19 protein-coding genes and 1 riboswitch are annotated in these 19008 nt (G+C 70.9%); of the genes, 12 read left to right on the top strand and 7 right to left on the bottom strand.

The window, feature by feature from the left end; all coding sequences use genetic code 11:
• Positions 1-59 precede the first annotated feature (59 nt).
• Positions 60-881, bottom strand: a complete 822-nt coding sequence (locus OHA58_RS25385) for an IclR family transcriptional regulator (RefSeq protein WP_405481596.1) — start codon at positions 879-881, stop codon at positions 60-62.
• 148 nt (positions 882-1029) lie between these two features.
• Between OHA58_RS25385 and OHA58_RS25380 the strand changes: the two genes are divergently transcribed.
• The 7 genes from OHA58_RS25380 to OHA58_RS25350 all read left to right on the top strand — a co-directional run bounded on the left by OHA58_RS25380 (position 1030) and on the right by OHA58_RS25350 (position 8759).
• Positions 1030-2013 carry a DUF1177 domain-containing protein gene (locus tag OHA58_RS25380; protein ID WP_405481595.1) on the top strand — a complete coding sequence of 328 codons (984 nt, stop codon included), beginning with the start codon at positions 1030-1032 and terminating at the stop codon, positions 2011-2013.
• Positions 2010-3377 carry a cytosine permease gene (locus OHA58_RS25375; protein WP_405481593.1) on the top strand — a complete coding sequence of 456 codons (1368 nt, stop codon included), beginning with the start codon at positions 2010-2012 and terminating at the stop codon, positions 3375-3377. Before OHA58_RS25380 ends, OHA58_RS25375 begins: the two co-directional genes overlap by 4 nt.
• Positions 3374-4699: a M20/M25/M40 family metallo-hydrolase gene (locus OHA58_RS25370; protein ID WP_405481592.1), complete on the top strand. Its 1326-nt coding sequence runs from the start codon at positions 3374-3376 to the stop codon at positions 4697-4699. The genes OHA58_RS25375 and OHA58_RS25370 overlap by 4 nt, the downstream gene beginning before the upstream one ends.
• 127 nt (positions 4700-4826) lie before the next feature.
• Complete coding sequence (locus OHA58_RS25365; RefSeq protein WP_116502337.1) at positions 4827-5477, top strand: class I SAM-dependent methyltransferase; 651 nt, start codon at positions 4827-4829, stop codon at positions 5475-5477.
• 127 nt (positions 5478-5604) lie between these two features.
• Complete coding sequence (locus OHA58_RS25360) at positions 5605-6618, top strand: N-acetylmuramoyl-L-alanine amidase (RefSeq protein WP_405481590.1); 1014 nt, start codon at positions 5605-5607, stop codon at positions 6616-6618.
• Positions 6619-6766: 148 nt separating this feature from the next.
• Entirely contained in the window at positions 6767-7636 is an 870-nt protein-coding gene (locus OHA58_RS25355) for a hypothetical protein (protein WP_405481589.1), read from the top strand.
• Positions 7637-7748: 112 nt separating this feature from the next.
• Positions 7749-8759 (top strand): LLM class F420-dependent oxidoreductase, encoded by a 1011-nt coding sequence (locus OHA58_RS25350; protein WP_405481587.1) that lies wholly within the window; start codon positions 7749-7751, stop codon positions 8757-8759.
• 44 nt (positions 8760-8803) lie between these two features.
• On the opposite strand, the gene OHA58_RS25345 is transcribed toward OHA58_RS25350, so the two are convergent.
• On the bottom strand, positions 8804-9376 hold the full coding sequence (locus OHA58_RS25345) for a hypothetical protein (RefSeq protein WP_405481585.1): 573 nt from the start codon (positions 9374-9376) through the stop codon (positions 8804-8806).
• 119 nt (positions 9377-9495) lie between these two features.
• On the opposite strand from OHA58_RS25345, the gene OHA58_RS25340 reads away from it, so the two are divergent.
• Positions 9496-9789 (top strand): hypothetical protein, encoded by a 294-nt coding sequence (locus OHA58_RS25340; RefSeq protein WP_405481583.1) that lies wholly within the window; start codon positions 9496-9498, stop codon positions 9787-9789.
• On the opposite strand, the gene OHA58_RS25335 is transcribed toward OHA58_RS25340, so the two are convergent.
• The 3 genes from OHA58_RS25335 to OHA58_RS25325 are packed head-to-tail and all read right to left on the bottom strand — an operon-like array spanning position 9786 to position 12987.
• Complete coding sequence (locus OHA58_RS25335; protein ID WP_405481581.1) at positions 9786-10871, bottom strand: prenyltransferase; 1086 nt, start codon at positions 10869-10871, stop codon at positions 9786-9788. The two genes, OHA58_RS25340 and OHA58_RS25335, sit on opposite strands and share 4 nt — an antisense overlap.
• The gene (locus OHA58_RS25330; protein WP_266564762.1) at positions 10868-11599 is read right to left on the bottom strand and encodes a class I SAM-dependent methyltransferase; all 732 of its coding nucleotides are present in this window, start codon (positions 11597-11599) and stop codon (positions 10868-10870) included. Before OHA58_RS25330 ends, OHA58_RS25335 begins: the two co-directional genes overlap by 4 nt.
• Entirely contained in the window at positions 11593-12987 is a 1395-nt protein-coding gene (locus tag OHA58_RS25325; protein WP_405481580.1) for a glycosyltransferase family 4 protein, read from the bottom strand. Before OHA58_RS25325 ends, OHA58_RS25330 begins: the two co-directional genes overlap by 7 nt.
• A gap of 236 nt (positions 12988-13223) precedes the next feature.
• Between OHA58_RS25325 and OHA58_RS25320 the strand changes: the two genes are divergently transcribed.
• The gene (locus OHA58_RS25320) at positions 13224-13844 is read left to right on the top strand and encodes a TetR family transcriptional regulator (RefSeq protein ID WP_116502331.1); all 621 of its coding nucleotides are present in this window, start codon (positions 13224-13226) and stop codon (positions 13842-13844) included.
• A gap of 67 nt (positions 13845-13911) precedes the next feature.
• A riboswitch (TPP riboswitch) is annotated at positions 13912-14088 on the bottom strand.
• A 61-nt stretch (positions 14089-14149) separates the two neighbouring features.
• On the opposite strand, the gene OHA58_RS25315 is transcribed toward OHA58_RS25320, so the two are convergent.
• Positions 14150-14383: a ferredoxin gene (locus tag OHA58_RS25315; RefSeq protein ID WP_116502330.1), complete on the bottom strand. Its 234-nt coding sequence runs from the start codon at positions 14381-14383 to the stop codon at positions 14150-14152.
• On the bottom strand, positions 14383-15864 hold the full coding sequence (locus OHA58_RS25310) for an aldehyde dehydrogenase (protein ID WP_405481579.1): 1482 nt from the start codon (positions 15862-15864) through the stop codon (positions 14383-14385). Before OHA58_RS25310 ends, OHA58_RS25315 begins: the two co-directional genes overlap by 1 nt.
• A 191-nt stretch (positions 15865-16055) precedes the next feature.
• Here OHA58_RS25310 and OHA58_RS25305 point away from each other — a divergent pair, with 191 nt between their 5' ends.
• From OHA58_RS25305 to OHA58_RS25295, 3 genes are all read left to right on the top strand, one after another.
• Positions 16056-16454, top strand: coding sequence for a hypothetical protein (locus OHA58_RS25305; protein WP_405481578.1), 399 nt, complete (start codon positions 16056-16058; stop codon positions 16452-16454).
• A 133-nt stretch (positions 16455-16587) separates the two neighbouring features.
• Entirely contained in the window at positions 16588-17694 is a 1107-nt protein-coding gene (locus OHA58_RS25300; protein ID WP_405481576.1) for a trypsin-like serine peptidase, read from the top strand.
• Between the two features lie 125 nt (positions 17695-17819).
• The gene (locus tag OHA58_RS25295) at positions 17820-18857 is read left to right on the top strand and encodes an MBL fold metallo-hydrolase (protein WP_405481574.1); all 1038 of its coding nucleotides are present in this window, start codon (positions 17820-17822) and stop codon (positions 18855-18857) included.
• Positions 18858-19008: the final 151 nt, after the last annotated feature.

Here is a 19008-nt window from a genome sequence, read left to right as displayed (position 1 = left end):
AGGGCCGGGGGGGGCAAGGCTGGAGGGCCTCAGGACCGGGGGCTTCAGAACTGGGGTCTTCAGGACTGCGGGGCGCGCGGCTTGCGCGTGCGCTGCGGGGGATGGGTGAGCCGCTTCTCCAGGAGGCGGGCCGCCTTGCGCAGGGCGTCGAGCCGGCCCTCGGGCCCGTCGGCGAAGCGCTCCTTGGCGCCGCCGAGGCTGAGGCTGCCGTAGGGCTCGCGGCCCAGGAAGACCGGCACGGCGACCGTCGCGATCCCGGCGTCGTACTCGCCGACCGTCCAGGCGTAACCCTGGGCACGCACCTGCACCAGCTCCCGCTCCAGCTCGTCCGGGTCGGTGACCGTGCGGTCGGTGAAGCGGGCCATGGGCCGGCCGCGGAAGAGCCGGTGGCGCTGCTCGTCGGGCAGGAACGCGTAGAACGACTTGGCTGTGGCTCCGGCGTGCGCCGGATACAGCTCGCCGACCAGCGGGTAGTAGCGCAGCGGCCCGGACTCGCCCTCGACGGCCGCGACGCAGCGCATGTGGAAGCTGTCCGGCAGACAGAACAGGACCGTGTCGCCGGTCGCCCGGCCCAGCTCCTCCAGGACGGGCGCGGCGAGCAGTTCGAGCGAGCCCGAGCGCTCCCAGAGCCGGCCGAGCCGGAGCACGGCGGGCCCGATGCGGTAGCGCCGGGTGGCCGGGTCGGAGACCAGGAAGCCACGTCCGGCGAGCGTCGAGAGCAGCCGCTGGGCGACCGAGGTGTCCCAGCCGAACTCCGCCGCCACCTCGGTCACGCCCCAGTCGGGCCGCGTCCGCTCGAAGGCGAGCAGCACCAGCAGGGCGCGGTCGACGGTCTGCAGCGCGCCGGTGGGCGTCCGCCGGTCCAGCGGGATCTCACTCATCGCCACACCTCTCAAGATCTGCGCATCTCACCATTCAGACCTGAATTGCAGATAACGGGAAACAGTTGCCGACAACGCTAACCGATCCCGAATCTGCTGTCAGCACCACCCGACCTGGAGTGAGTGTCGGGAGCGAGAGAGGCCGCCCATGCTGAAGTACGTCCTTGACATCGTCGAACTCCTCGACGACCCCAACGCCGACGGCAAACGCGCCGTGGAGTACCTCGACTCGGTGGCGGGCCCGGAGGGCTCCGGCGCCGAGGTCACCACCGTCACCGGCGAGCGCGGCTCGACCGACTTCGTGCTGGTACGGATCCCGGGCAGCACGGGACGTACGAGCGGCGGTTCGTCCCGCACGCTCGGCGTGGTCGGCCGCCTCGGCGGCGTCGGCGCCCGGCCCGAGATGACGGGCCTGGTCTCCGACGCGGACGGCGCCGCCGCCGCGCTCGCCACCGCGGCCAAGCTGCTCGACATGCGCCGCAAGGGCGACGTGCTGCCGGGTGACGTCATCGTCGCCACGCACATCTGCCCGGACGCGCCCACCGCGCCGCACGACCCGGTCCCCTTCATGGACTCCCCGGTCGACATCGCCACGATGAACCGGCACGAGGTCACCGGCGAGATGGAGGCCGTGCTCTCCATCGACACCACCAAGGGGAACCGGATCATCAACCACAAGGGCCTGGCCCTGTCCCCCACCGTCAAGGAGGGGTGGGTGCTGCGGGTCAGCGAGGCGCTCGGCGAGCTGCTCGCGGTCGTCACGGGTGAGCCCTTGGTCACATATCCGGTGACCACGCAGGACATCACGCCGTACGGTAACGGCGTACATCACATCAATTCGATTCTTCAGCCGGCCACGGCGACCCCCGCTCCGGTCGTCGGCCTCGCGGTCACCTCGGCCGCCGCGGTCCCCGGCTGCCAGACCGGCGCGAGCCATGAGACCGACATCGCCAGTGCCGCACGCTTCGCCGTCGAGACGGCCAAGGCGTACGGGGGCGGCCGCCTCGACTTCCACGACGAGGCGGAGTTCGACAACCTCCTGAGCCGCTACGGCTCCCTGTCCCACCTTCAGACGCTCGGCCGCGAGAACCGCGAGAGCCGTGTCAGCCGTACGCCCCAGGAGTCCTCATGACCACCACCGGCACCGAGACCAAGCAGCTCGGCAGTGACGACTACTCGCTCTCCCGCGTGCCGCGCGAGAAGCGCCTCGGCTTCTGGACGATGCTGCTGCAGTGGCTCGCGCAGTCGGGATCCATCTCGCAGTTCACGCTGGGCGCCACCATCGGCGTCGGCATGACATTCGCCGACGCGTTCCTCGCCTTCACGCTCGGCGCGGTCATCCTCGAAGTGGTGATCTTCGCGATCGGCCTGGCCGGCATGCGCGAGGGTCTCGCGACCCCGATGCTGACCCGCTGGATCGGCTTCGGCCGCAACGGCTCCGCGCTGGTCAGCTTCGTCATCGCGGTCAGCCTCGTCGGCTGGTTCGGCGTGCAGAACACGATCTTCGGCAACAGCGTGTCCGCGCTCGTCGGCGGCCCGGCGTGGATGTGGTGCGTGGCCGCGGGCCTCGCCATCACCGTCCTGGTCATCTTCGGCTTCCGCTACATGGCGCTCTTCGCGAAGATCGTCACGCCGCTGTTCTTCGCCCTGGTCGCCTGGTCGGTCGCGAGCACCCTGATGGACCACTCCATCGGCGACCTGATCAGCTCCCCCGCGCCCGGCCAGACGATCCCGCTGGCCGTCGCGGCCACCGCCATCGCGGGCGGCTACATGACGGGCGCGATCGTCTCGCCCGAGATGACCCGCTACAACCGCAAGGGCTCGCACGTCTTCCTGCAGAGCGCCTCGTCGATGATCCTCTCCGAGTACATCGTCGGCCTCACGGGCGTGCTGCTCGGCCACCTGGTGAAGTCCAACGAGGTCTCGCACATCGTGCTCTCCACCTCGGGCGCCATCGGTGTGATCGTGGTCCTGATGGGCACTGCGAAGATCAACGACTGGAACCTGTACGGCTCCTCGCTCGGCGTCGTCAACTTCTTCCAGGTCGTCTTCGGCAAGCGCCTGCACCGCGGCGCCGTCACCATCGTGCTCGGCCTCGCCGGCACCCTGCTCTCGGCCGTCGGCATCATGACCCACTTCACCGAGTTCCTGTCCGTGCTCGGCGTCGCCATCCCGCCCATCGGCGGCATCATCGTGGCCGAGTACTGGGTCGTACGGCGCATGCGCAAGCCGCTCGACGAGACCCGCGAGGCCGGAACACTGCCCGCGTCGTCGCCGACCTGGGTGCCCCTGTCGATCGTGATCTGGATCGCCGCGTTCTGCGTCGGCAAGTACGTGACCGTCGGCATCCCGGCGCTCAACTCGCTCGCCACCGCCTTCGTCCTGTACTCCGCCCTCGGCCTCCTCGGCCTCGTGCGGCCGTACGGCACCTCCACCCTGGACGACGAGGACACCGTCCCCGCCGCCCCCGAAGCGACCCCCGTGGGAGCGGCATGAACACCCCCAGCGCCCCGACCCCCGCATCCGAAGAGGCCCAGGCCGAGGTCGTCGGACTGTGCGCGGAGCTGATCCGCTTCGACACGTCCAACCCGACGAGCGACGAGCGCGCCTGCGCCGACTGGGTCGTGGCCCGCCTCGCCGAGGCCGGCATTGAATCGACCCTCCTCGAGAGCGCGCCGGGCCGGGCGAACGTCATCGCCCGTATTCCCGGCGCGGACAGCACCCGCGGCGCCCTCCTCGTGCACGGCCACCTCGACGTCGTGCCCGCCGACGCCGCCGAGTGGCAGGTGCCGCCCTTCTCCGGCGAGATCCGCGACGGCTACCTGTGGGGCCGCGGCGCGATCGACATGAAGGACACGGTGGCCGTGATGCTGGCCACCGCCCGCCACTTCGCCCGCACCGGCACCCGCCCCTCGCGGGAGATCGTCCTCGCGTTCCTCGCCGACGAGGAGGCGGGCGGCAAGTTCGGCGCGCACTGGCTCGTCGAGCACCACCCGGAGCTCTTCGCGGGCGTCACCGAGGCGATCGGCGAGGGCGGCGGCTTCTCGTACGCACTCGACGACACACAGCGCATCTACCCGATCGAGAACGCCCAGCGCGGCATGGCCTGGATGGAGCTCACGGCGACGGGCCGGGCCGGCCACGGCTCGTCCCCCAACGACGAGAACGCGGTCACCGACCTCTCCGAGTCCCTCACCCGCATCGGCCGCCACACGTTCCCCATCCGCCTCATCGAGCCCGTACGGGCGCTGCTGGCCGAGGCCGCCGAACTCAAGGGCGTGAAGATCGACTTCGAGGCCGACGACCTCGACGCCGAACTCGCCAAACTGGGCCCGGTCGCCGACTTCATGCAGGTGGTGCTCCGCAACTCCGCGAACCCCACCATGTTCACCGCCGGCTACCAGACCAACGTCATCCCCGGTAAGGCCACCGCCCGCGTCGACGGCCGCTTCCTGCCCGGCCACGAGCAGGAACTCGTCGACACCATCGACGAGTTGCTCCTGCCGTCCGTGCGGCGCGAGTGGGTCAACCACGACATCGCCATGGAGACGACGTTCGACGGCCCGCTCGTCGACGCCATGTGCGAGGCGGTGCGTGCTGAGGACCCCGACGGCCACCCGGTCCCGTACTGCAACCCGGGCGGCACCGACGCCAAGGCCTTCACCAAGCTGGACATCCGCTGCTTCGGTTTCAAGGGCCTCAAGCTGCCGCACGACCTGGACTACGGCCGCCTCTTCCACGGCGTCGACGAGCGCGTCCCGCTGGAAGGCCTGCGGTTCGGCGTCCGCGTCATGACCCGCCTCTGGCAGAGCTGCTGACTTCCGGCTCAGCCCTCCGATCGCCCCTGACCCGGGCTCACCCCCCGTACGCCCCCGCCGCACCCAGCGACGGGGGCGTACGGCAGCATGGGCGGACCACATATACGTACGACCTACAGGGGAACCCATGAGCGCGGCGCCCAAGCCGGAGATCCTCGCCGCCTTCGAGGCCGCCAAGGGGTTCATGCCTCTCGGCGAAGGGCTGGCGCTCTACGCGGCCGCCGCCGAGGCCGCCACGCTCGGGCTCCCGCTCCTGGAGGTCGGCACGTACTGCGGGCGCTCCACGATCCTGCTCGCCGACGCGGCCCGCCAGGCCGGGGTGAGCGCGCTCACCGTGGACCACCACCGCGGCAGCGAGGAGCAGCAGCCGGGCTGGGACTACCACGACCCGGAGACCGTCGACCCGGTCGTCGGCCGCATGGACACCCTCCCCACGTTCCGGCGCACGCTGCACGCGGCCGGTCTGGAGGACCACGTCATCGCCCTGGTGGGCCGCTCCCCGCAGGTCGCCGCCGTCTGGGGCGGCCCCCTCGGCCTCGTCTTCATCGACGGCGGCCACACCGACGAGCACGCCACCGCCGACTACGAGGGCTGGGCCCCGCACGTCGCCGAGGGCGGCCTCCTCCTCATCCACGACGTGTTCCCGGTCAAGATCGACGAGTGGACGGGCCAGGCCCCGTACCGCGTCTACCTCAGGGCCCTGGAATCCGGCGCGTTCACCGAGGTCTCGGCCACCGACTCCCTCCGCGTCCTGCGCCGAACAGGCCCCGGGATCTGACAGGAGCCTGTGTCCGAGCCCCGGACCAGCGCGCGACGCCTGGCACGCACGCTCGCGGCATTGCCGAAACGCCACGCCCTGGTCCGACCGGGGCTCGGACACAGGCTCCGACCGTTAGGCTCACCCCGTGTCATACGTAGGTCCGGACAGCGACGGTTTCTTCGACGGCGACGGGGACGGCCCCCGGCGGCCGCGCCGGTTCAGCGGCGGTCCGCTGACCGTGGCGCTCGCCGCGCTCGTGCCCACGGCTCTCGCCGGGTGGCTGATCTGGCAGGTGGTGGGCGGCCCGGGCGAGAACGAGCCCGCGAAGACGCTGCCCGCCGCGAGCCAGTCGTCGACGGCGGGGGCGGACAGGACGTCCCCCTCCCCGTCGAAGTCCGACGACGGCAAGAAGGGCGACGGGTCGCCGAGCGCCACCCCGTCGAAGTCGAAGCCGCCCGCCTCCTCCTCGAAGCCCGCCGGATCCGGCCCCCTCAAGGGCAAGGTCGTCGTCATCGACCCGGGTCACAATCCGGGCAACTTCCAGCACACCGCGGAGATCAACCGGCTCGTCGACATCGGGACGAACCGCAAGGAATGCGATACGACGGGCACGTCGACCAACGCCGGTTACACCGAGGCCCAGTTCACCCTCGACGTCTCGCGCCGGCTGCGCACCCTGCTCCAACAGCAGGGCGCCACCGTCGAGTTGACCCAGAACGGCGACCGCTCCTGGGGCCCGTGCGTGGACGAGCGCGCCCGGATCGGCAACAAGGCGCACGCGGACGCGGTGATCTCCGTGCACGCCGACGGCTCCACGGCGGGCAACCGCGGCTTCCATGTGATCCTTCCCGCATCCGTGAACGCGGGTTCCGCCAACACCACGGCGATCGCGGGCCCCTCGCGCGACCTCGGCGAACGCGTCGCGGGCAACTTCCTGCGCGCCACGGGCTCGGCCCCCTCCAACTACATCGGCGGCGGCACCGGCCTCGACGTGCGCAAGGACCTGGGAGGCCTCAACCTCTCCACCGTGCCGAAGGTGTTCATCGAGTGCGGCAACATGCGCGACGCGAAGGACGCGGCCCTGCTGACGAGCGGCGCGTGGCGGCAGAAAGCGGCGCAGGGGATGTCTGACGGAATCGTGAGTTTCCTGCGCGGGTAGTTCTCACCCTGCGGATCGCGGCAGACACCCCCGCCGCGCGGACGATAGTGTCTCCCTACGATGGGGCCACCCCCGCGCTTCGCACGGCACAGCAGCGACAGCGACGCCTCCGCCGACGACCGGACGACTGACGAAGGACCGACCTGAAGTGAATATCCGCTCCCTCACTCGAGGCGACGGCGTGGTGATCGGAGCAGCGGTGTTGCTGTTCATCGCCTCGTTCCTCGACATCTATTCGATCGACGGGATCTCCAACAGCGCAGACCTCCCGAACGCGTGGGGGAGCGCACCGCTCCTGTTCAGCGTCTTCCTCGCGGGCATCTTCGCCGCGGTGTTGATCGTCGTCGCCCGGGGGCTGCCCACCGTGCCGAAGGTCGCCGGTCTCGACCTCGGCCAGTTCGGTATCGCTCTCGCCGTCTTCTCGGCGTGGAGTGCGCTCGGGAACATCTTCGACCCGGCCGGTGGCTTCAACAACACCGGCGGCAGCTCGGACAGCGGACTGAACGCCGGCACTGGCGCCATCCTCGGCCTGATCGCCGCTCTCGTGCTCGCCGGTGCCGCTGTCGCGACGCCGCTCGTGCCCGCGCTGAAGGGTGCCCTCGTCGGCGCCCCGCGTCCGCAGGCCCCGCAGCCGTACGGCGCACAGCCTGCCGGTGCCTACGGCTACCCGGGTGCCCAGCAGCCGGGCCAGCCCTACGGCGCCCAGCCCGGTCAGCCGGGTCAGCCGGGTCAGCCGGGTCATCCCGGTCAGCCTTACGGTGCCGCCGCCCAGCCGCAGCAGACGGCGCCCGCGCCGCAGGCCGCGCAGGCCCCGGCCGGCGACTTCTCGCCGTTCTGGTTCGCGGTGCCGGTGCCGCGTCCGCTGTACGCCGAGGACGGCTCCCCGACGCCGATCGCCGAGCTGGCGCCCGGCACGTGGTACCTGGCCGTCGAGCAGCGCGGCCCCGGCCTGGTGGCCCAGACGCAGGACGGCCGCCGCGGCGTCCTCCAGGACACGACGGGGATCCAGCGCGGCTGATGTCGCCCGGCCTTTCCGTCACGGCCCCTCACCCGTCTTCCGGGTGGGGGGCCGTTGTCGTACAGTCGCCCCCGAACCACTAACTGACACTGCGTCAGAAATGGGAGCGGCCATGCGACTCGGACTCGCGCTCGGCTACTGGGGCCGCGGTCCCGACCCGCGCCACCTCGAACTCGCCCAGGAGGCCGAGCGGTTGGGTTACGACTCGGTGTGGACCGCCGAGTCCTGGGGCAGCGACGCGTTCACGCCGCTGACCTGGATCGCGGCGCACACCTCACGTATCCGCCTGGGTACGGCGATCGCGCAGATGGCGGCCCGCTCCCCCACGACGACGGCGATGCACGCGCTCACCCTCGACCATCTGTCCGGCGGCCGCATGATGCTGGGGCTCGGCCTGTCGGGGCCGCAGGTGGTGGAGGGCTGGTACGGGCGGCCGTTCCCGAGGTCGCCGCTCACCGCGACGCGCGAGTACGTCGACGTGGTGCGGCAGGTGCTGCGGCGCGAGGGCCCGGTCGAGACGGACGGCCGCTTCCACGCGCACCCGTATCGCGGCGAGGACGCCACCGGCCTCGGCAAGCCGCTGAAGCCGATCACGCATCCCCTGCGCGCCGACCTGCCGGTCCTGCTCGGCGCCGAGGGCCCGAAGAACATCGCGCAGACGACCCGCATCGCGGACGGCTGGCTCCCGCTGTACTGGTCGCCGACGCGCACGGACGCGTACGAGGCCTCCCTCACCGACCTCCCCGAGGACTTCGTGATCGCGCCCATGGCCCGCGTCACGGTCTGCGACGACGTCGCCGAGGGGCTGCTGCCGGTGAAGGCGATGCTGGGCTTCTACATCGGCGGCATGGGCCACGCGAAGAGCAACTTCCACGCGGACCTGATGGCGCGCATGGGGTACGCGGACGAGGCCCGCCGGGTCCAGGAGCTCTTCCTCGCGGGACGGCGCGAGGAGGCCGTGCTGGCCGTGCCGGACGCCTTCGCCGACGAGATCTCACTGGTCGGCCCGCGCGGGCGCATCGCCGAACGGCTGGAGCTGTGGCGCAAGGGCCCGGTCACCGACCTGCTCGTCCTGGCCCCGGACCCGCACACACTGCGGGTCCTGGCCGAGCTCAACTCGTAGCGGGAGAAGTCCGGTTGGAGGGCGGGCGCTAGGACCGGCGGGGGCTAGGAGCCCGAGGACAGTTCCTTGGCCGACGGCACCTTGTCCTTCACCTCGGCGCCCGCGCTCTTGCCCGCGTCCTTCACCGAGTTGATGGTGTCGTCGAAGGAGTTGACGGCGGCGCCGTCGCCCTTGCGCAGCTTGGACGGCAGGTCCTTCAGCTTCTCGATGCCCGCCGTGAGCGGCGCGACGGCCTTGGAGAGCAGCGGATCACCCTTCGCGTTCTTCACGGCCGCCTTCAGCCTGTTGTACGTGAACGCGCCCGCGACACCCGCCTTGACGAGGGCGAGCTTCCGCCCGTGGGCGCCCTTCTTGAACTTGCCCTTGCGGTACGGCTTCACGATCCACTGGTAGGTCGCGCCGGCCGCGAGCCCCGCGTTGGCGACGAAGCGCGTCTTGGCGAACTTCTGCTTCTCGGCGGAGCTGCTGGCGCTCGGTTCAGCCACCGCCGCGGCCACAGTGCGCGACGGCTTGGCCTTCGTGTCGTTGCTGCTGCACGCCGTCCCGCCCACGAGGAGCGCGGCGCTGACGGTGAGCGCGACGACGGCGCGGCGCAGGGGCAGGGTGGAACCGGTCACGACAAACCTCCAGGGCACGGTGGATCCGCTCCCTGGCAGCGTCCCCCGGCCCCTACGACTGCGCGACCCGGGCGGGCCCGTACGGGTTTCACCCGCTGTGGAGCGGTAACCAGTGCTTCATGTCTCCCAGCCAAGCAACGCGAGGCACCAACCAAGCCGCGATGATCGTGATGGTCGTCGCAGACATCCTGGCCGCCATCCTCGGCCTGTGGATCCTGATGTACCTGCTGGAAGCCAACCGCGCCAACTCCCTGGTGCAGTTCATCCACGACGCGGCCCTGTGGCTCGCCGGCTGGTCGCACGACCTGTTCACGTTCGACGACGAATGGGCGCGGGTGGTCGCGGGCTACGGCCTGGCGGCGCTGGTGTACCTGTTCGTCGGGCACGCCGTCGCGGGCCGGCTGCGCCGCTAATGAGCGGGGCTTCCCTCGCAGCAGTCCGGTTCGAAGCCCGCCGGGAGGCGGCCGCCGAACACCGAGCAGGTGGCCTCGTCGCCGCCGAGCGCGGCGACGGCGAGCAGCACCGAACCGGCCGTCCACGCGGTCAGCTCCCTCGGCCAGACCGCCCGGTCGTCGAAGACGTAGCCGGTCCAGTAGAGGCCCGACTCCGGGTCGCGCAGGTGCTGGATCGACTGGAGGATCTCCAGAGCGCGGTCGGACTCGCCCACTGCCCACAGGGCGAGGGCGAGTTCGGCGCTCTCGCCGCCGGTGACCCACGGGTTGGGGACGACGCAGCGCACACCGAGTCCGGGGACGACGAAGCGGTCCCAGGACGCCTGGATGCGCTCCTCGGCCTCTGAGCCGGTGAGGGCGCCGCCGAGGACGGGGTAGTACCAGTCCATCGAGTAGCGGTCCTTGTCGAGGAACCGCTCGGGGTGGCGGCGGATCGCGTGCCGCAGGCTGCCGGCCGCCAACTCCCAGTCGGGCTGGGGCTCTTCGCGCTGTTCGGCGATCGCGAGGGCGCACCGCAGCGCGTGGTGCACGGACGAACTGCCGGTCAGGAGCGCCTCGTCGACGGGCGTCCCGTCCGGCTCGCGCTTCCAGCCGATCTGCCCGCCGGGCTGCTGGAGCCGCAGCACGAACTCCATGGCCGCGTACACGGTGGGCCATATCCGGTCGAGGAAGGCGTCGTCGCCGGTGGAGAGGTAGTGGTGCCAGGCGCCCACGGCGACGTAGGCGACGAAGTTGGTCTCGCGCCCGTGGTCGGTGACGTCACCGGCGTCGCCGTCGGCGTAGGCCGCGTACCAGGAGCCGTCCTCGTTCTGGTGGCGTGCGAGCCAGTCGTAGGCGCGTTGGGCGGCTTCGTGCTCGCCGGCCGCGTCGAGGGCCATCGCGGCCTCGGTGTGGTCCCACGGGTCCAGGTGGTGGCCGCGGAACCACGGTATGGCGCCGTCCTCGCGCTGCACGGCGAGGAGTCCGCGGACGGTCGCGGCGGCCTGCTCGGCGGTCAGTACGCCGGGCAGGACGAGGTGTTCGGTCTTCTCCGGGCTCGTCACGCCTCGGCCTTGGGCAGGTGCGGCTTGGTGGCGTAGGCGACGAAGCTCTTGCCGACGACCGGGTTGAGGAGCTGCTCGGTGACGCGGGTGAGCGCCGGCTTCTTCATGATGTCCCAGACCAGGAGCTTGTGGTACGCCCGCACGGGCAGCGCCTTGTCGTTGTCGACGCCGAAGGCGCACTTGAGCCACCAGTACGGCGAGTGCAGGGCGTGCGCGTGGTGGGTGCCGTACGGCTTGAGGCCCGCCTCGCGCATCTTGGCGAGGAGTTCGTCCGCCTTGTAGATGCGGATGTGGCCGCCCTCGACCTCGTGGTAGGCGTCGCTGAGGGTCCAGCAGACCTTCTCGGGGCCGTAGCGGGGCACGGTCACGGCGATGCGGCCGCCCGGCTTGAGGACGCGGACCATCTCGGCGAGCACGCCCTTGTCGTCGGGGATGTGCTCCATCACCTCGGAGATGATCACGACGTCGAACGAGGCGTCCGGGAAGGGGAGGTTGAGGGCGTCGCCCTCCATGGCCGTGGCCGTGGCGCCGGCGGGGGCCTCACCGGCCTCCTTCATCGCGGCGAACCACTTGGCGACCTCGCGGATCTCCTCGCCGTTCTGGTCGAGGGCGACCACCTGGGCCCCGCGCCGGTAGCACTCGAACGCGTGCCGCCCGGCTCCGCAGCCGAGGTCGAGGACGCGGTCGCCTGCGGCGAGCGGGAAGCGGGTGAAGTCGACGGTCAGCACGTGGCCCTGCTTTCGCGGTCGGATCCTGCACGTTCGAGGGGGGTGGTGGCCGCGGCGCCGATGGTCCGGGCCGCCGAGCGGGCGATGGACTCGCGGTAGAGCTCGGCGGTGCCGAGCGCCGCGCGGGCCCAGGTGAAGTTCCTCAGGACGCGTTCGCGTCCGGCGGCGCCGAGCCGCGCCCGCAGCTGCGGGTCGTCCAGGAGTCTGCCGAGCGCGGTGGCCAGCGCGCCCGCGTCGCCGGTGGGCACCGCGAGGCAGGTCTCCCCGTCGGGCCCGGCGACCTCGGGGATCGCTCCGCCGGTGGTGGCGACCAGGGGGGTGCCAGTGGCCATGGCCTCCGCCGCGGGCAGCGAGAAGCCCTCGTACAGGGAGGGCACACAGGCGACCTCCGCCGACCGTATGAGGTCGACGAGTTCGGCGTCGGTGATGCCCTTGACGAAGGACACGGCGCCTTCGAGGCCGTACTTCTCGATGGCCGCGGCGACGGGCCCGTCCTCGGCGCGCTTGCCGACGACGACGAGGTGGGCGGCCGGGTTCTCGGTGCGGACCTTGGCGAGGGCCTCGACGAGGAAGACGAGTCCCTTGAGGGGGACGTCGGCGCTGGACGTCGTCACGATGCGGCCGGGCACCTCGGCGACCGAGGGGTCCGGCGAGAAGAGGCCGGTGTCGGCGCCGATGTGCACGACGCGGATCCGGTCCTGGCGTACGCCGAGGTGGTCGACGATCTCCTGGCGCGAGGTCCCGGAGACGGTGAGCACGGACGGCAGGCGGCGGGCGACGCGCTTCTGCATCCGCGTGAACGCGTACCAGCGGCGTACGGACGCGCGGCGCTTCCAGTCGGGCGCTGCGTCGATCTCCAGCTGCCGGTCGACGGTGATGGGGTGGTGGATCGTGGTGACGAGGGGGGCGCCGAGCGCGGCGGGCCCGCCCAACAGGCCGTAGCCCAGCGTCTGGTTGTCGTGCACGATGTCGAACTCGCCGCGCCGCGCCCGCAGATGGCGCCGGGCGCGCAGCGAGAACGTGAGGGGTTCGGGGAAGCCGCCGGTCCACATCGTGCCGACCTCGAGCGCGTCGACCCAGTCGCGGTACTCGTCGCGCTTGGGGGTGCGGAACGGGTCGGGGCTGCGGTAGAGGTCGAGGCTGGGCAGCTCGGTGAGCCTGAGCCCCTTCAGGTCGTCGCCCTCGTCGAGGACGGGGTAGGGCTGGGATCCGATGACCTCGACCTGGTGCCCGAGCCGGGCGAGTTCGCGGGACAGATGACGTACGTAGACGCCCTGTCCGCCGCAGAACGGGTTCCCCTTGTACGTAAGGAGAGCGATACGCAACGGACGGTCACCGTCGGCGGAGGAACCGGCCCGAGGGCCCGCCTCCATGGCCTCAGCGGTCACTCGTGGCCCCCTTCTCGCGGCACGTTCACGCGAGACTACGCGTGGGCGGTAATCTAGAACAAGTTTCAGAGTTGCCGGCTCTTTGATCGTTCAAGGAGCACAGAATCTACCGGCAGGTAGCCTCGCTGTAACGCTCGGATCAGGTGATTCGCGCCACGACGGAGCCCCCGCTCCCCTGCCATGATGAGCCTCTCGAAAGCACCGGATTACGGCTTGACAGCCACGGAACGGGACACATGACAGCGGAAGCGAAGACAGCACATCCGGCGTCGCCGCCCCTCACCGAGCGCCAGGAGGCGCGCCGCCGCCGCATCCTGCACGCGAGCGCCCAGCTGGCCAGCCGCGGCGGCTTCGACGCCGTGCAGATGCGCGAGGTCGCCGAGTCCTCACAGGTCGCTCTCGGCACGCTGTACCGGTACTTCCCGTCCAAGGTGCATCTCCTCGTGGCCACGATGCAGGACCAGCTCCAGCACATGCACGCGACGGTCCGCAAGCGCCCGCCCTCGTCCGACCTGCCCTCGGAGCGGGTCGCGGAGACCTTGATGCGGGCCTTCCGCGCGCTCCAGCGCGAGCCGCACCTCGCCGACGCGATGGTGCGCGCCCTCACCTTCGCCGACCGCAGCGTGAGCCCCGAGGTCGACCAGGTCTCCCGGCAGACGACGGCGATCATCCTGGACGCGATGGAGCTGGACGACCCGACCCCGCAGCAGCTCTCCGCGGTCCGCGTCATCGAGCACACCTGGCACTCGGCGCTCATCACCTGGCTGTCGGGGCGCGCGTCGATCGCACAGGTGAAGATAGACATCGAGACGGTGTGCCGGCTGATCGACCTCACCACGCCGGACGCCCGTAAGTAGGCGGCCCCGCGGAGTACCGGTGCCCCGGGGCGTGAGCGGCACCGGGGCACAGAAGAGAGCACGGAAAAGACCTACGAGACGGGTTCCCTGCGCCGGCATGGTCCGGATCAGGTATTGGGGGTCGCCTTCCGGCTCTGCTACTGCCTTCAGGCCTCTCAGCCCTACCGTCGACGTCGGCCACGGCGGATGCCGTTTGCGTCGCGCCACAGTCGGCTACTCCGGTGGGACTCCCTCACTCGCCTCATAGGCCAATACCAGAATAGACCGCCCACACCGTGACGCAACCCTTCAAAGGGGACTTTTCTTCAGTCTTCCGGCGGGAAGACCGGCTCCCCACTGCCCAGCAGCGTGATCATGACGGCTTCCACGGGGCAGCCCTCCGCCGCGGCCAGGATCTTCTCGTTGGCGTCGGCCTCCGCCTCGAGGGGCCGGGACTGCCTGCCGGAGTCGAGACGGAAGGCGCCCGGGGCGTGGTGAACGCACTGGGCCGAGCCGATGCAGACGCCCCGGTCGACCTCGACGTGCCAGCGGTCCCCCATCACGCCTCCCAGCCGGCCGGCAGATGGATCATCTTGTGCTCCAGGAAGGCGCTGAACCCCTCGGGCCCGAACTCCCGGCCGAGACCGGAGTTCTTGTAGCCGCCGAACGGGCCGAGCATGTCGAGGCTGAAGGTGTTCACGTTGTACGTGCCGGTGCGCACCTGCCGCGCGACGTCGATGCCGTGCGCGACGTCAGCCGTCCACACGCTGCCGCTGAGCCCGTAGTCGGAGTCGTTGGCGATCTTCACCGCCTCGGCCTCGTCGCCGTACGGGAGCAGGCAGATGACCGGGCCGAAGATCTCCTCGCGGGCGATGCGCATCGAATTGTCGACGTCGCCGAAGAGGGTCGGCTCCACGTACCAGCCGCGGTCGAGCCCGGCGGGACGGCCGCCGCCGGTGAGGATCTTGGCGCCTTCCTCCTGGCCGATGCGGATGTAGTCGAGGGAGCGGCGCTGCTGGCGTTCGGCGACCAGCGGGCCGACCTGGGTCGCCGGGTCGAGCGGGTCGCCGACGACGAGCGCGGCCGCCGCCTCCGTGAGTGCTCCGGCGAACTCGTCGTAGCGCGAGCGGGGCAGGAGGATGCGGGTCTGGGCGACGCAGGCCTGGCCGTTGTTCATCCAGGCGGACTGGACGAGGCCGGGGACGGTCGTCGCGAGGTCCGCGTCCGGCAGGACGACCGCCGCGGACTTGCCGCCGAGTTCGAGGGTGACGTGGGTGAGGTTGCGCGAGGCGACCTCCATGACGCGCCTGCCCGCGGCCACGGATCCGGTGAAGGAGACCTTGTCGACGCCGGGGTGCCCGACGAGGTACTCGCTGACCTCGCGGTCCGCGGGAAGGATGGACAGGACCCCGTCCGGCAGCCCCGCCTCCTTCGCGATCTCGCCGAGCAGATACGCGTCGAGCGGCGATTCCGGCGACGGCTTGAGGACGACGGTGCAGCCGGCGAGCAGCGCGGGCGCCAGCTTGGCCGCGGCCACGAACTGCGGGACGTTCCACGGGACCACGGCCGCCACGACGCCGACCGGCTCGCGGCGCACGAGGATCTTCCCGAGCGCGCCGTCGCGCGTCTCCTCGTACGTGAAGTTCTTCGCGACGGTGATCGCGGAGTCCCACACCATCATCGCGCCGAGGGCCTGCGCGAGGACGCTCCACGAGTACGGGGAGCCGTTCTCCGAGGAGATGAGGCGGGCGATCTCCTCGTGCCGTACGGCGATCGCGTCCTTGATGCGGGTGACGACCGCGATCCGCTCGTCGAGGGAGGCCCGTGGCCAGGGCCCCTCGTCGAAGGCTTTGCGGGCGGCGGCGACGGCCCGGTCCACATCGGCGGGCGCGGCGTGCGGCACGCGCCCGAAGACCTCGCCGGTGTGCGGGGAGATCACCTCGATGACGTCCGTGCCGACGGGATCGGTCAACTCCCCGCCGATGAACAGCTGTCCATGCTCCACGAACTCTTCCGCGAGCCGTTCCTCATGCCCGGCCATGGCCGACCGCCTTCCGCGGGACGTTTTCTGACGCAGTATCAGAACCTTAGAAACTGATACCAGTTCCAGTTCCAGTAGTCCACGGGCGGGCAGCATGCGGGCCGGCGAGGCATCACCGATCCCACACCGGGCAAACACATTTGGTCACATTCTCCCGGCTACCATGATCATCCTCAGGGGAGGGGTGGGGGATGAACAAGGACACGGGCGAGCACCCGTTAGACAGCACTGACCGACGGGCCCGCAGGCCGCTGCGCAGCCGTGGCGCGCGGATCGCCGTCGTCGTCGCCGTCGCGGCCGTGACCGCGGGCGGCACCGCGTCCGCGCTCGCCGCACGCGCGGACGAACCGGCCGTGACCGTACGGGAGGCGGGGCCTCCGCCCACCCGGGACGCCATGATCCGGCAGTGGCGCACCCTTCTCTCCCAGCACGGACGGAAGTTGCCCGACACCTCGTCGATGGACACGGCGCAGATCCGCGAGGGCTGGGAGCAGGCCCGCACGCGCTACGCCGAACCGGACGACGCCATGGGCGTGAGCGTCTGCGACACGTCCGTGACGCACCAACTCCTCGACCCTGCCTGCTGGTAGCGGCGGCCGACCTCTCCCCACCCCCAAGAACCCGCTGGGCGATCTCGCTCAGCGCTGACATGCGCATGCCATCACGCCATCACGCACGCGCATGGTCACCACATCACCATCACCCTCACCCAGAAGGAACTGCATGAACATCCAGCGCATAGCCGCGACCGCGGCCTGTGCCGCCGCTCTCGTGGGCGGCCTCCTCAGCCCCACCGCGGCGGCCGCGACCGGTCAGCACCAAGGCCTGCCGGGCGTGGACGTCCACACTGTCAAGGAATCCGCGGCACAGATCGACGCGCACTGGACCCCGGAGCGGATGAAGCGGGCCCTCGCCCACCCGGAGCCCCTGCTCAAGACCGACGCCCGCCGCAAGGGCTCGTCACGCGCGCCCCAGCAGCAGGACCGCCACGCCACCGCCACCGCGGACGCCGTCCAGCCCAAGGCCGTCTCCGGCCGTACGGCACCGAGTTCGGCCACCACCCTGGCCGCCGCCGCCACCGAGATCTCCGTCGCGCAGGAGGTCCCGTACTCGACCTCGTTCCCGAACGTCATGGTCGGCAAGCTGTTCTTCGACAAGCCGAACGGCGACCCCTTCAGCTGCACCGCCTCCGTGATCGTCTCCAACAACAAGCGCACCCTGTGGACCGCGGGCCACTGCGTGCACCTGGGCGACGGCAGCGGTGACGCCGGCTGGTCGAAGAACGTCGAGTTCGTCCCCGGCTACAAGGACGGGCAGGAGCCCTGGGGCCGCTGGTACGGGGACAAGATGTTCGCGCCCAACGCCTGGACGGCGAGCCACGACTCGGAGAACGCCGACCTGGCGGCGATCGTGCTCAAGTCCGATGCCACGTACGGCAATCTGCAGGACAACGTGGGCGGCCTCGGCTATGTCTTCGGCTCGGTGACCGACTACTCGGACGCCGCCACCTACGGCTACCCGGGCGACGGCTACCACCGCACGGACATGACCGGTCAGCGGATGATGTTCTGCTACGGCAACACCGAGGACGCCGACCCGTGGTGGCCCACGGACGACCGTCTGAAGATGGACTGCGACATGGGCCACGGCGCCAGCGGCGGCCCCATGTTCATCGGTGCCCTGAACTACAACCCGCAGATCGTCGGCGCCAACAGCCACTACGAGTCGGACGCGACGACGGGTGAGCGGCTCAACGACGACCTGTTCTCCTCGCTCCACGACGACCAGGCCGTGGCCGTGATCAACCAGGCGAACACGATCACCTCCTGACCCACCCGATGTGCCCGGCGCCCGTTCCCAGGGCGCCGGGCACATCGGTCACCTCGGGCGACCATTGGAACAAGTTCTATTACAGTGACGGGAGTTCGAGGTCGTCGTACGAGAGGTGGGGCCCGATGACGCAGGTGACCGATCACGGCGGAGGCGTCTGGTCCCTTCGGGTGCCCATCCCCGACAACCCGCTCGGCTTCACCCTGGTCCACCTCCTCGACACCGACCGCGGGCCCGTCCTCATCGACACGGGCTGGGACGACCCGGAGTCCTGGGACGCGCTCAGCGAGGGCCTCACCGCGTGCGGAACGAGCGTCGGCGAGGTGACGGGAGTCCTGATCACCCATCACCACCCCGACCACCACGGCCTGTCCGCCAAGGTGCGCGAGGCGTCCGGCGCCTGGATCGCCATGCACGAGGCGGACGCGGCCGTGGTGCGCCGCACGCGCGAGAACCCGCCGTCGCGCTGGTACGCGTTCATGGCGGCGAAGCTCGCGGCGGCCGGCGCACCCGAGGACCACGTGGCCCCGCTGATCGCGGCCCGTGACGAGGGCCGCCCCCGCAAGCTCCCCGGCCTCGACCCCGCGCTGCCCGACCGCACCATCACCCCCGGCGACCTGCTCGACCTGCCGGGCCGCCGCCTGCGCGCGATCTGGACGCCCGGCCACACCCCTGGCCATGTCTGCCTGCACCTGGAGGAGGACCACCCCGCCGGACTCGCGGGCAACGGCCGCCTCTTCTCCGGCGACCATCTGCTCCCCGGGATCACCCCGCACATCGGCCTGTACGAGGACCCGGACGACGCCACGGTCACCGATCCGCTCGGCGACTACCTGGACTCGCTGGAGCGCGTCGGCCGCCTGGCCCCCGCCGAGGTGCTCCCGGCCCACCAGCACACGTTCACCGACGCCCCCGCCCGCGTACGGGAGCTGCTCGACCACCACGAGGAGCGCCTGACCGGCCTGCTCACCCTGCTCGCCACCCCGCTCACCCCCTGGCAGCTCGCCGAGCGGATGGAGTGGAACCGGCCCTGGGCGCAGATCCCGTTCGGGTCGCGCACCATCGCCGTCTCGGAGGCCGAGGCCCATCTGCGCCGGCTTGTGAAGCTGGGGCGCGCGGAGGCCGTGGCCGGGAGCGACCCCGTGACGTACGTGGCCGTCTGACCCGGCTGCTTGACCCCGCCTTTACCCGCCTTGCGTGATCTTTACCGGGCGTACGAAGGGGCCGGTCCGACAAGGCTTCCGGCGCATAGTCCGCCGGTCCCAACCGGCGTAATGTCAGTCACCTCAGAACCGGAAACAACAAGGGGGCGGC

The sequence above is a fragment of the Streptomyces sp. NBC_00009 genome, from assembly GCF_045040855.1.
GTDB lineage: Bacteria > Actinomycetota > Actinomycetes > Streptomycetales > Streptomycetaceae > Streptomyces > Streptomyces aureus.
This window is presented reverse-complemented; position numbering and strand designations above follow the sequence as displayed.

Bases quoted from the DNA above. Each gene is read 5' to 3' on its own strand.
- OHA58_RS25295 (WP_405481574.1), top strand. From the start codon at position 17,820: ATGACGCAGGTGACCGATCACGGCGGAGGCGTCTGGTCCCTTCGGGTG.
- OHA58_RS25305 (WP_405481578.1), top strand. From the start codon at position 16,056: ATGAACAAGGACACGGGCGAGCACCCGTTAGACAGCACTGACCGACGG.
- OHA58_RS25315 (WP_116502330.1), bottom strand. From the start codon at position 14,383: ATGGGGGACCGCTGGCACGTCGAGGTCGACCGGGGCGTCTGCATCGGC.
- OHA58_RS25310 (WP_405481579.1), bottom strand. From the start codon at position 15,864: ATGGCCGGGCATGAGGAACGGCTCGCGGAAGAGTTCGTGGAGCATGGA.
- OHA58_RS25385 (WP_405481596.1), bottom strand. From the start codon at position 881: ATGAGTGAGATCCCGCTGGACCGGCGGACGCCCACCGGCGCGCTGCAG.
- OHA58_RS25350 (WP_405481587.1), top strand. From the start codon at position 7,749: ATGCGACTCGGACTCGCGCTCGGCTACTGGGGCCGCGGTCCCGACCCG.
- OHA58_RS25365 (WP_116502337.1), top strand. From the start codon at position 4,827: ATGAGCGCGGCGCCCAAGCCGGAGATCCTCGCCGCCTTCGAGGCCGCC.
- OHA58_RS25375 (WP_405481593.1), top strand. From the start codon at position 2,010: ATGACCACCACCGGCACCGAGACCAAGCAGCTCGGCAGTGACGACTAC.
- OHA58_RS25340 (WP_405481583.1), top strand. From the start codon at position 9,496: ATGTCTCCCAGCCAAGCAACGCGAGGCACCAACCAAGCCGCGATGATC.
- OHA58_RS25320 (WP_116502331.1), top strand. From the start codon at position 13,224: ATGACAGCGGAAGCGAAGACAGCACATCCGGCGTCGCCGCCCCTCACC.
- OHA58_RS25370 (WP_405481592.1), top strand. From the start codon at position 3,374: ATGAACACCCCCAGCGCCCCGACCCCCGCATCCGAAGAGGCCCAGGCC.
- OHA58_RS25380 (WP_405481595.1), top strand. From the start codon at position 1,030: ATGCTGAAGTACGTCCTTGACATCGTCGAACTCCTCGACGACCCCAAC.
- OHA58_RS25300 (WP_405481576.1), top strand. From the start codon at position 16,588: ATGAACATCCAGCGCATAGCCGCGACCGCGGCCTGTGCCGCCGCTCTC.